This window comes from Chroococcidiopsis sp. CCALA 051, assembly GCF_003015105.1.
Lineage (GTDB): Bacteria > Cyanobacteriota > Cyanobacteriia > Cyanobacteriales > Chroococcidiopsidaceae > Chroococcidiopsis > Chroococcidiopsis thermalis.
Genome location: NZ_PYCI01000178.1, coordinates 1 through 11,866 on the forward strand (window position 1 = coordinate 1; position 11,866 = coordinate 11,866).

Annotated in this window: 10 protein-coding genes; all 10 read right to left on the reverse strand. The window is 47.4% G+C overall.

Annotated elements, in window-relative coordinates; genetic code table 11:
- A partial coding sequence (locus C7Y66_RS27730; RefSeq protein WP_146149897.1) for an AI-2E family transporter occupies positions 1-461 on the reverse strand: 461 nt, incomplete at its 3' end.
- A gap of 80 nt (positions 462-541) precedes the next feature.
- A complete protein-coding gene (locus tag C7Y66_RS27735) occupies positions 542-838 on the reverse strand; it encodes a DUF2288 domain-containing protein (protein WP_106167607.1) in 297 nt (98 codons plus the stop codon).
- A 132-nt stretch (positions 839-970) separates the two neighbouring features.
- Entirely contained in the window at positions 971-1,609 is a 639-nt protein-coding gene (locus C7Y66_RS27740) for a 1-acyl-sn-glycerol-3-phosphate acyltransferase (RefSeq protein ID WP_015152788.1), read from the reverse strand.
- 144 nt (positions 1,610-1,753) lie between these two features.
- Positions 1,754-2,623 (reverse strand): ACP S-malonyltransferase, encoded by an 870-nt coding sequence (fabD, locus tag C7Y66_RS27745; RefSeq protein ID WP_015152787.1) that lies wholly within the window; start codon positions 2,621-2,623, stop codon positions 1,754-1,756.
- 103 nt (positions 2,624-2,726) lie between these two features.
- On the reverse strand, positions 2,727-3,719 hold the full coding sequence (locus tag C7Y66_RS27750) for a beta-ketoacyl-ACP synthase III (RefSeq protein WP_106548047.1): 993 nt from the start codon (positions 3,717-3,719) through the stop codon (positions 2,727-2,729).
- 83 nt (positions 3,720-3,802) lie between these two features.
- Positions 3,803-4,819: a phosphate acyltransferase PlsX gene (plsX, locus tag C7Y66_RS27755; RefSeq protein ID WP_106548048.1), complete on the reverse strand. Its 1,017-nt coding sequence runs from the start codon at positions 4,817-4,819 to the stop codon at positions 3,803-3,805.
- 230 nt (positions 4,820-5,049) lie between these two features.
- Entirely contained in the window at positions 5,050-6,636 is a 1,587-nt protein-coding gene (locus C7Y66_RS27760) for an NAD(P)H-quinone oxidoreductase subunit N (protein WP_106167610.1), read from the reverse strand.
- 378 nt (positions 6,637-7,014) lie between these two features.
- On the reverse strand, positions 7,015-9,279 hold the full coding sequence (locus C7Y66_RS27765; RefSeq protein WP_106548050.1) for a cytochrome-c peroxidase: 2,265 nt from the start codon (positions 9,277-9,279) through the stop codon (positions 7,015-7,017).
- Positions 9,280-9,516: 237 nt separating this feature from the next.
- A complete protein-coding gene (locus tag C7Y66_RS27770; RefSeq protein WP_199197683.1) occupies positions 9,517-10,737 on the reverse strand; it encodes a mannosyltransferase family protein in 1,221 nt (406 codons plus the stop codon).
- Positions 10,738-10,819: 82 nt separating this feature from the next.
- A complete protein-coding gene (locus C7Y66_RS27775; protein ID WP_106548049.1) occupies positions 10,820-11,722 on the reverse strand; it encodes an ROK family protein in 903 nt (300 codons plus the stop codon).
- Positions 11,723-11,866: the final 144 nt, after the last annotated feature.

Below are 11,866 nucleotides of genomic sequence, written 5' to 3' on the forward strand. Positions count from 1 at the left end.
GTTAAACCTACACTCAGTCCTGAGAGAATTTGATTTTGTAACTGCTGTTGAATTGCATTTAGATCGACTATAATGTTACGATTGCGTAGAAAGACCTCTAGGTTTTCTACCAATGGAATTAAAGAGTTTAAAAAAGCTGTAATACTATTAATTAGCTGTTGTGCTTGAGATACTAAGGATAAACCAACAGTAATTGTGAGCGCAATAATTAATACTAAACTCACCAGAAAAACTATAGCAACTGCTACATAGCGAGGCAAGTATTTTTGCAACCACTGTACGGGATAGCTGAGCAAAAACGCTAAAATCGCAGCAAATGAGAAGATTGCAATAACATCCTCGAAATATTTCAGCAGCAAGATAGAAGCCCAACCAGAAAGAAAAAATAGCAAGAAACGCACCAATACCAAATTATTTAAACGTTCCCAAAAATTCGGTGGTTCCTGCATATCTGGCTTCATAAGTACGATCGCTATTTGCTTAACATAGGTTTCCAGCTAGGAATACAGCATACGGTAGCTGCTGGAAATAATCACCTACCTCAAGCAGCAGATAGCTCTTGTACGAGGACGTATGGCTGGACGATCAAAGTATTGAACTGCTTAGCGCGATCGCTATTCCAATCAGAAAGTTGATGATTAGAAGGCTTAGCAATCAATGCTTCACCGATCCAATGTTGTACCGCAGTTACGTTATCATTCGCGATCGCCACTCCAACATCAAGAATATCGAGCTGTGGTGCAACAACTACCAATGCATCTCGCATCGCATGAGGAATTAACCACTCCCACTCAGCTCTATCTAAACTTTCTGCCAGTTCTGTTCTTAAATCTTCCATCAATCTGAAGTTATGACAATATTTTTACAGTTTATCGTTTATGAGGTAGCAGTGAGTGGCTAGCGGCTAGTGACTGGTGACTAGATAAAGAATCCAGCCACTAGCCACCAGCTACTAGCCACTGATAACTGATTATCTTCCCAATTCGTGTAGCGTAGTAATCACGGCAGCACACTGTCGCGTGATGGCTTGTAATTCTTCCTTGTCAGTGGAAGTAGGAGGGGGAATGACTTCGCCAATTCTTACGGTGATTGGGACGGGACGGGGAACGGCAGAACCTTTCATTAAAATTTTTTCAGTTCCCCACAGGCTGACGGGTAAAAGTGGAGCTTGAGCTTTGGCTGCGAGTAATGCGGCTCCGCGTTTGGGATCGGTAATGCGTCCGTCAGGCGTGCGCTTTCCCTCTAAATAGACACCAATCGCCCAGCCTGCTTCTAAACATTTTAGTGCAGCACGAATAGCCTTGCGATCGCCCGCCCCGCGACTGACTGGATAAGCACCGTACAACTCAATTGCTTGCTTCAAAACCGGAACGTCAAACAACTCTTCTTTTGCCATGTAAGCCACTGGTCGTCTCATACAAGCCGAGAGCAGTGGCGGATCGAAGTAACTAGCATGATTGCTCACTACCACCAACGATCCCTTTTGGGGGACATTTTCCGCGCCAAAAATGCGTCCCCGAAAATAAGCGTGCAGCATCGGACTGACGACCGAATATTTAAATAGGTAGTACAGCAGCAGACTGGCAAATGGTTCGCGTTCTCTTGGCATGGGGAATCGGTAGTCGGGAGGCGGGAGTCGGGAATCGGGAGCCGGGAATCGGGGGACAAGGAGGACAAGGGGGACAAGGAAGCAGTTCTAGCCACTAGCCACTAGCCACTAGCCACTAGCCACCAGTCACTGATAACTGTCAACTTACGACTTACCACTAATATTTTCTAAACCTAAGTCAGGGGAAGTCCGCTTGATTAATCCGGTCAGGACGTTACCTGGACCAATTTCTACTACCTGTTGCACGCCTGCTTCTACAAAGCGTTGAACTGTCTCGCGCCAACGAACTCCACCTGTCATTTGGCGTGTCAGGCGATCTTTTAAAATCGCTGCATCTACAGTTGGCACTGGTTCCACGTTCGATAAAACTGGAATTGTTGCCGTGTTAAAGGTTACGGTTTCTAATACTTGTTGAAACTCGCTAGCGGCTGCTGCCATAAATGGCGAGTGAAAAGCTCCCGATACTTTTAAGGGCATAGCCCGTTTTGTTTTGATGTTAGCAATCAACTCTTGCACGGCAGTGGGAGTGCCAGAAATTACGACCTGAGCTGGGCTATTATCATTTGCCAGGACAACATCAGACATTTGTTGCAGTTGAGTTTCTAGCTGGGTGCGATCAAAACCAATTAAAGCCGCCATCATCCCACCAGAAACGCTGTCCATCAGTTCGGCACGGCGTTTAATTAGGCGTAATCCCGACGACCAATCAAACACGCCAGCAACGTAGAGAGCAGCATATTCTCCTAAGCTATGACCTGCTACTAAGTCTGGTTGTCGTCCTTGTTGTCGTAACAAGTCAGCAAGAACAGATTCTACAACGTACATACAAGGCTGGGTGTAGAGCGTGCGCGACAGGCTATCATCTTCGCTTTGGCAAATTTCAACAACAGACCAACCTAAAATTTCTTCTGCCTGGGCAAACTTATCTTTGGCATAGTCGATTTCTAACAAATCCATCCCCATGCCAGTTGCTTGCGAACCTTGCCCTGGAAATACCCATGCTGTTTTAGTCATTTGTCATTTGTCATTTGTGAGTGGCTGGTGGCTCGTGGTTAGTGGCTAGTCACCAGTCACCAGCCACTAGCCATTGATAACTGGTCACTGATAACTGATTCACCTACTTCCATTGAAAAATGGCGGCTCCCCAGGTCAAGCCTGCGCCAAAGCCAGAGGCGGCGATGATGTGGTTGGGTTGCACTTGTCCTTGGCGGACTGCTTCGTCGAGTGCCAGGGGAATGGAGGCGGCGGAGGTGTTGCCGTAATGGGCGAGATTGCTAATAACTTTACGGGCGGGAATTTTCAAGCGATCGGCTACAGCATCGAGAATGCGCTGGTTAGCTTGATGTAGGAGCAACCAATCGATGTTGTCAACAGTGAGATTGGCACGAAACAGGGCTTTGTCAATGACTTCTGGAACTCTCTGCACGGCAAAACGATAGACTTCTTTACCGTTCATGGTGATGGGTTGATAAGTTCCTTGAGTCACTTCCACACCATCCATGAGTTGTTTCGGTTTGCCCTGATAGCTGAGGTTGAGACAGTGGTTTTCCGTACCGTCGCTTTTGAGTTCAAATCCGAGTAAGCGATCGCGTTTGTCTGCTTGCATCACGACAGCTCCCGCACCATCGCCAAAGAGGACGCAGGTACGCCGATCTTCCCAATCTACCCAACGAGACAGCACATCTGCCCCAATCAGCAAAACGTTCTGATAGACTCCCGTGCGGATGTATTGGGCAGCAGTAACCATGCCAAACACAAATCCAGAACAAGCTGCGGTCAGATCGAAGGCTACAGCATTACTCGCGCCCAGCCGTGCTTGGACTTGACAAGCACTCCCAAACAGATCGTCGGCGCTGGACGTTGCTAAAAGAATCAGATCGATTTCGGCTGGTGTAATGCCTGCCATCGCGATCGCCTCTTGTCCAGCAGCAGAGGCGATCGAGCTTAAAGACTCCGCTGCCGTGGCTAGCCGTCTGCTACCAATGCCCGTACGACTCCTAATCCACTCATCGGATGTGTCTACCAGCTGACTGAGACTCTGGTTATTTAAAACGGTTGCTGGTGTGGCAGAACCGCTACCTGTAATAATTACGCCTGATTGTTGTACCATGCTTCTCCCTGTAGAAGGGGCGAGGAGTGAAGGGTGAGGGGGTTAAACTTTTCCCTCGCTCCTCGCTCCTCGCTCCTCGCTCCTCATTCTTCCGCGATCGCTACCGAACCCTGAATTCGCTCTAGCACTTCGTTATCTACTGCTTCTCTTGCCAGACGAATGGCATTAAAAATCGACGGCGCTTGAGAGCTACCGTGGCTGATAATGCAGATCCCTGCGACACCCAAAAGCAATCCGCCTCCGTGTTCGGCATGATCTACCCGCTGCTTGATCCGTTTCAGGTTTGGTCGCAACAGCGATACGCCTAACTGACCGTGCAATCCTTGGGGTAATTCTTCGCGCAGGATTTGCAGCAATACTTCTCCCACTGCTTCGGCAAATTTCAACAGCACGTTACCAGCAAAGCCATCGCACACGATTACATCAAAATCACCCGAGAGAATATCTCGCCCTTCGGCATTTCCGACAAATGGAACTTTAGGGTTGGCTTGGAGTAGTTGGTAAGCTTGAAGTGCGAGATCGTTCCCTTTGGATTCTTCCTCGCCAATATTGAGCAAACCGACTTTAGGTTCGGAAATACCTAGAACGTATTTGCTGTACACCGTCCCCATAACCGCAAATTGTTCTAAGAACTTGGGGCGACAATCGACGTTTGCACCCACATCTAGGATCAAAACTTGCTTGCTAGCAACGATTGTGGGAAACACGGCTCCAATCGCTGGGCGATCGATTCCAGATAGTCTTCCCAAACGTAATAATGCCGATGCCATCGCTGCACCTGAGTGTCCGGCTGAGACTACGGCATCTGCCTGTTGTTGCTTGACCAAATTCATTGCTACGTTAATCGAAGCTTTGGGCTTGCGCCTAATGCCACTTAGAGGCTCCTCGTGCATTTCTATCGTCCCTTCCGCAGGGACGATTTCCAACTGACCGAGATTAGTATTAGCGGGCAAGACGGCTTCAATAGAGTGGCGATCGCCCACCAGTATGACCTCTACGCCTAATTCATCCCTTGCTCGCAGAGCACCAGCAACAATTTCAGCGGGTGCGTGGTCTCCCCCCATAGCGTCTATTGCGATTCGTGCGCGAGTCTTTCCCATTGATGACAGTTCCAGAAACCTTAAAGATCTTACCAGTTATCAGTAGAGACGTTACATGTAACGTCTGTACAAAGCGATCGGCGAGCGGAAGTCGTAGGGGCGGGTTTTTTCGCAGATCTGTACTGGAACAAATAATTCTTCGCTCAAACCCGCCCATAAGAGTCAGGAATAATTGCGAATTGCAAATTGCCAATTACGAATTGAATTGTCTCCTGCTAAAAGGTAAGCAATTAAGTCCGATCTGTCAAACTTACTGGCGGCGAAGTTTTAGGTACTGGTGCAAAGCTTTGCGCTCCTGCGGAGCTGATAATGATGGGTTGCAGGATCGCCGTATTGGCAATGGAATTATTTGCCAAGGTAAATAGTGGGTTAGAGAGAATTCCAGCTAGAGATGTCGCAATTAAAGAAAGTACGATACCCACTTGTAGCGGACGCATCCCTGATAAAGTCCAGTTGATTTCGGGATAGTTTTTCACCACATCGGACATTTCCTGCGGTTCTTTGACCACCATCATCCTGACGACACGGATGTAGTAGTAAATTGAAACTACGGTGGTAATTAGTCCTAGCAATACCAATCCATACTGTCCAGCTTGCCAGCCAGCCCAGAATAAATAGATCTTGCCGAAGAAACCGGCTAATGGTGGAATACCTCCCAAAGACAGCAGGCAAATGCTGAGGCATAGAGTCAGCAAGGGATCTTTTTGATATAAACCTGAGTATTCGCTAATTTGGTCGGTTCCCGTGCGGAGGGAGAATAGAACGACGCAGCAGAAGCCGCCCAGGTTCATAAACAGATATACCAACAGGTAAAACACCATACTGGCGTATCCTGCTTCTGTACCCGCAATTAAACCAATCATGACGAATCCGGCTTGGGCGATGGAAGAATAAGCCAACATCCGTTTCATGCTGGTCTGAGCTAGAGCAACGACGTTACCCAAAATCATACTCAGGACAGCGAGGGCGGTAAAGACAAACTTCCACTCGCTAGAAAGTAAGGGAAAAGCAGTAGAAAGAAGGCGAATGGCAAGGGCAAACCCAGCGGCTTTAGAACCTACAGATAAGAAAGCAATGACTGGAGTGGGCGCACCTTCATAAACGTCTGGAGTCCATTGGTGGAAAGGTGCAGCGGAGATTTTGAAGCCAATTCCCGCAATGACGAAGACGAGGGAGATCGCCAGACCGAGAGACTGACCCGCGTTAGCTTGGACGATTCCAGTGGCGATCGCGCTCAGTTCAGTTTGTCCGCCCGAGAGTCCGTAGAGTAGGGATACGCCGTAAAGGAAGACGGCTGTAGAGGAAGCACCAATCAATAGGTATTTCAGCGCCGCCTCGTTAGAACGGGGGTCGCGTTTGGTGTATCCCGTCAGCAGGTAAGAGGAAATACTTAAAGACTCTAGAGAGATAAAAATCATCACCAGCTCGTTTGCTCCAGAGAGGAACATTCCGCCTAAAGTAGCAGTGAGCAAAATGACGAGGAACTCCGCCAAAGCAGTACCACTTTTTTCGATGTAGGTAATTGACATCAAAATGGTGACAGCGGCAGACAGCGCGATAATACCGCGAAAAACTATGCTCAGGTCATCACCATTAAAGCCGCCTAAGAAAGCTATTGGATTGGCAATATCCCATTGAAAATAGAGAGCGATTATGGAACCAAGCAGCCCTGCGATCGCTGCATAAGCAACCCAGCGCGAGGAACTACGACCCACAATCAAGTCACCAACTAAAACCACCATGAGAGTAACGAGGACGATACTCTCTGGCAAAATCGTCCCAGCATTCAACTGGGTTGCAAGATTGGCTAAATCCATACTCTTTGTATTCAGTTGCGATGTATCAGTTGCGATGTATCAGTTACGCTCATTGAGCATCAGGACTGACTGTGTTAGTTTTATTTTCTCTTAATCCGATCCCCTTTCGGTCACGCCACCCCAGCTAATATTAGCGTTAACTGGGATTGAGAGGATAAGTTTTACTTGTTACATTAGGGCGAGTGAATGCAGAGCGTTGTAAATTTCTTATAGCTGATTTTCATTTACATATGGCGATCGCTAATCTAGATATACCGAATATTAGCCATCATAATTGTGAAAGAAAAAAGCCCGACAAATCGGGCTAGGCGATCGTAAATCTCCTAGAGACGTTATATGTAACGTCTCGACAACCGATAACTGATAACTGACAACTGTTTACTGACTCAAAGTTGTCCCCGTCGTAGAGAAATTAGACAGGAAATCTGGAATCGGATTGCCTCCATTACGTCCCACGGCAGGAATTTCTAGCAAATCGTCTGTGGCTTGTCCTTTACCATCATTAACTACAGCATTTTGGTTACCTGGGTGTCCGTTGGGAACAAAAAGCTGTGGGTGGTCGAAGGGCGCTCTTTGAAAGCGAACTCGCTCATCGGTTAGTCCGCGCAGGAAGGCAACAAACGCTTGTTTTTCATTAGTGGTCAAATTCAGCACTGGCAAACCGCCAAAATCTCCACCGCGACTGTAAAAATCTATCACTTGCTCCAAAGTCAAAGTTCCGCCGTTGTGGAAATAAGGAGCAGTCAGTTCCACATTTCGCAGTCCTGGAGTTTTGAAGGCTCCATTCGCCAGGATGGTATCGCTGGGACTTAGGGGTGGATCGAGCGTGGGTGGATTTTCTCCTAATAGTTGCGAGAATTTCCCTTGCTGTGCCAACCGTGCTTCAGAGAGCGAATTGCCAAACCCATCATCAGCACCTAAAGCAACGTCTTCCTGTGGAGGTCTAACTCCAATGGCAAAAAATCCCGTATCTTCCACAGGGGTTCCAGGAATTGGCGCTCGTCCGATTCTGCCACGACCAGAAACATTCCGAAACGAAGCCGCAGTTAGTTCTGTACTTGCATGACAGCCAATACAACCCCTGCGAGTGAAAAGCTGCCATCCCTGCTGTTGCTGCGGGGTAAAAGCACTGCGGTTTCCTGCTAAGAATTGGTCGAAGGGCGTTTGGCTGGAAACTAGAGTAGATTCATAGGCTTGAACTGCTAATCCAAAAAATAGCGAGAAATTGTATTCCGCCAGCGTATACTCAATTGTTGATAGAGGGCGATTTCGCGGTCGGCGATAGAATCTCCGCCTACCCGTATTCGGATTGACGCGAATCACCATGTTAGAGTCCCACCACTGAGGTTGGAAAGCTTCTTGAATCATCTGCTCGTAGGTTTTGTTTAAACCTGGCTGAGGTGCTTTACTAAAAGCTCCTAAAACGCTGTCATTGCTGGCGACGCGCTGTTTTGCTAAAGGTGGCAAAGCCAGGAGTTTTTTACCTGCCTTTCTCCCTATTCTCCTGATGATTCTCCGGCGAGTCGATTGTGCTGTCGTAGCGCTAGTTTCCGCGATCGCATCTGTTGAGGCGGCGATATCGGCACTGTTACTATCAACTAAATTACCGTTAGTATCCCTCACCCTCACGGTGTTATCCGTATCAGATAAATCGATGACTAATGGTGCTATTGGCAAATCTTCGGCTGCTGTCTCAACTGCTGTGGTTATGGGTGCTACGGCTTGGGAAGCCAAAGACGAATTTTTAATTCTGACTGGCACATCCCGCAAGCGCCTGCGGTTAGTGGCTTGTAAGACTAAAGCTTCTGGGTTTCTCAATCCAGAGCGATCGACTCCATTAAATATATTTTGGGCGCTGCCGTCCCAGAAATTACGGAAGTTAAAGACTGCATCGATAACACTTGGAGAGTGACGATCTGTGACGCGCCGCGTGTTGATACCTTGAACTCTGAAGATATCATCTGGCTGTGGCGTGACGTTATCTTGATCGCTTCCAGGCACGATATCGACAAAATCAGCTCGAAATACCCCTTGGGAGCCTGCAATATCATTGCTGTCAGATATAACCCTAGAGGCGATATTATTGGGGTCTTCTAGCTGATGAAAGGGAAAATCTGCCGCTGTTAACTGGTAATTAGGTGCGCCAGCAAGATTAAATACGCGATCGCCTGCCTTTAATCCTGGGTTGAGTTGGTTTTTCGAGCGGCTGTCTGCACCTGCTTTAAAGTGGCAAGTCGCACAAGTGACATTACCATCCGTACCGAGTTGCATATCCCAGAATAAAGTTTTTCCCAAAGCGATCGCAGCGGTTTTGTTGCGAATAAATTCGCCAATATTGTCGGGTTCGGGAATGGATACTTGGTTTAAAGGTACGATTGGCGGACTACCAACTTGTGCTGATACAGTATGTCCGGTTAAGACTGTAAAAATCACAAGTAGGGCGATCGTAATACTAGTTTTGAGTTTTCTCGATAGCTTATTCCCTCCGAATTGCCGAGCTAAAAACGAGGTGAAAAAGCGAATACCAGCCAAAAAAATAGCTGTTAGCTTAGCAAAAAAACGAGTCATGAAACGATAAAAAACTGTTTCGTTTTCTTTGTTCGATAACTCGTTTGGTGGTTTATGCTTCAAACCATGACTCATGGCAAAATTCCCTTTGTTGGTTTGAGTAGAGATAAAATCTCTGCTTCCACAAAACAACATTGGTTAGCTTAATTACTTAAAATCGTAATATTTTGATATATTTTGTCATTTGTTATTGGTTAACCGATCACTGATAATTGATAACTGATACAGTAATCCTATTTGATTCATGAACGTGGAGCAGGCTTCTAGCCTGCTTTACAAATCATTTAGAACTGCTATAACTGATAACTGATTTCAGGCTATCCACAGTTCTTGGGCAAATCTGACTGAGAACAAGATTAGTAAAATGGTGAAAAAAACTAATGTTATATATCCCCAACGCGGATGGCGGGACAGTAATAAACTAAGTGCAATTGGTAACGAGACAATTCCGTAAACTAATCGAGTTAAAGACCAAGTACTACCAGAAATAAGTAACAATCCTAAACCACAAAAACCATAGGCGATCGCTATAGTAGTTAGTTGGTGGCGCATATACCATAACAAGTAAATCCCACCTAAAACAGCAACCGTATTCAGCAACGGATCGCCTGCTAACAGCCACAAAGCCAAAACGAGGACGCAAAAACCATAGCCTACCTTAACTGGATTGAATCGGCTACGCCAGCGCCAAAGACAATAAGCCAAAGCAATTATGGCGATAAACAACAACGGATGCAGCGGATCTTCGATCCTTCCAGACTTCCAGTTAGCAGTGCCGACAACAACTTGCATCAGCATCTTCCACCAACCTTGTACGTCAACCCCTAGCGATCGCTTCCATTCCTGCTGGGCGCGTCCGAAAGCCAGCCAATCGCCTAAATAAATCCTACAGTAGAGGCTGTAGAGTAATAGACCGCTGCCAGCTGCCAAGCTAGCAAGATAGGCGATCGATTGGCGGCGTTCTTTCCACGCAGTAATAATTAAGGCAGGCACGATCGCAATTCCGGTTGGGCGAGTCGCCGTAGCCAACATTCCCCACAGCGCCACCCCAGGATACTGCTTAAATTCAAAAGCGCGTAAAGTTGCCGTACTGCAAAGTAAATATAGCCCTTCCGTATAGACTACCGTACCAAACAATGACAGCGGACACCAAGCTAATACGGCTGCACTCCACCGGGCTGCATTTGTTCCATACTGCCGAGCCATCCAATTAGCTAGTAATAATAATGCGCCTAAAAACGCCAAATTATTTACTAATACCCCCGCCACTTCTGCTGATAACCCCAGCAGCATCAAAGCACGGATACATAGAGGAAACAACGGAAAAAAAGCAACATTGTCTCCTGCATAACCAGAAGTTGCAATTTGTTGATAAAAGACGCTATCCCAATGAGAAAATACTCCCCAACCAAAATTAGGAATAACGCCTCCTGGTGGTTTTGGTAGCGTAGGTGCAACTAGTAACATTGCCATGCTGACTACCAAGCGGCTCAACAGCCACATACAAGCAGCAAATCTTAATTCATTTCTCATTATTCAGTTATCAGTAGAGAGTGACTAGTGGCTGGTGGCTAGTGGCTGTTTATCTAGTCACCAGTCACTAGTCACTAGCCACTCACCAGTTACCAACTACCTTTGTCAAAGCCAATTTAGCCGCTCCCACGATTCCGGCTTGATTGCCTAACTCGGCGCAAACTAACTGCAAACCCTCGCGGGAACAGGGTTCAACTCGACGCTCAATTTCAGCCCATGTTGCCGGAAAGAAAAACTCCGCACACGCACACGCACCACCACCGATCGCCACTGCTTCTGGCGATAGTACGTATACCAGACTTGCCAACCCTGCTCCTAAATCCTTACCATATTCCGACCAAAATTGCAAAGCCGCGGGATCTCCAGCTTCAGCCAAAGCGCCTAACTCGGCTGGTTCCTTGCCCGTGCGCCGTCGGATCGCTGTTACCGAAACGTACTGTTCTAAAGAGCCTTGATTGCCACTTTTACAGGGTAGACCATCAGGATTGAAGGTGATTAACCCCAGTTCCCCAGCCGCGCCGCGATGCCCGCTAAATAGTTTGCCATCAAGGATAATTGCCCCACCGACACCCGTACCTATAGTCAATAAAATAAAATGCTTGAACTTGCGCCCTACCCCCAACCACGCTTCCCCTACGCCCGCACAATTGGCATCGTTAGCAACGACTGTCGGTAAACCCGTTTTTGCTTCTAACCAATCGGCTAAAGGAACGTTGTACCAGTCAGGAAGATTAATCGCAACTTTCGCAATTCGCCCCGCCGCATCAGCGGGACCGGGAGTTCCGACACCAATCGCCACCGCTTGCCGTTGCGGATCGACTTGAGCGATCGCCTCTACCATTGCCAATAGTACCGCTGTTGGCGTAGCTGGTTGGGGCGTAGGTACGGTTAAAGACTGCAAGCAAGTTCCATCCGGCAAAAATCGCCCTAACTTAATTGCCGATCCACCCAGATCGATACCGATGACTTGATGGTCATTTGTCATTTGTCATTTGTTGTTAGCTGACGTTAACTGATAACTGGTCACTGGTCACTGGTCACTGGTCACTGATTTTGCTGCCAGTTGCGATCGCAATATCTACTTTGTTTATTTTGACCGAGCGATCGCTGTAGAGTTGTGCCATGAGAC

Bases quoted from the DNA above. Each gene is read 5' to 3' on its own strand.
- C7Y66_RS27735 (WP_106167607.1), bottom strand. From the start codon at position 838: ATGGAAGATTTAAGAACAGAACTGGCAGAAAGTTTAGATAGAGCTGAG.
- C7Y66_RS27740 (WP_015152788.1), bottom strand. From the start codon at position 1,609: ATGCCAAGAGAACGCGAACCATTTGCCAGTCTGCTGCTGTACTACCTA.
- fabD (WP_015152787.1), bottom strand. From the start codon at position 2,623: ATGACTAAAACAGCATGGGTATTTCCAGGGCAAGGTTCGCAAGCAACT.
- C7Y66_RS27750 (WP_106548047.1), bottom strand. From the start codon at position 3,719: ATGGTACAACAATCAGGCGTAATTATTACAGGTAGCGGTTCTGCCACA.
- plsX (WP_106548048.1), bottom strand. From the start codon at position 4,819: ATGGGAAAGACTCGCGCACGAATCGCAATAGACGCTATGGGGGGAGAC.
- C7Y66_RS27760 (WP_106167610.1), bottom strand. From the start codon at position 6,636: ATGGATTTAGCCAATCTTGCAACCCAGTTGAATGCTGGGACGATTTTG.
- C7Y66_RS27765 (WP_106548050.1), bottom strand. From the start codon at position 9,279: ATGAGTCATGGTTTGAAGCATAAACCACCAAACGAGTTATCGAACAAA.
- C7Y66_RS27770 (WP_199197683.1), bottom strand. From the start codon at position 10,737: ATGAGAAATGAATTAAGATTTGCTGCTTGTATGTGGCTGTTGAGCCGC.
- C7Y66_RS27775 (WP_106548049.1), bottom strand. From the start codon at position 11,722: ATGACAAATGACCATCAAGTCATCGGTATCGATCTGGGTGGATCGGCA.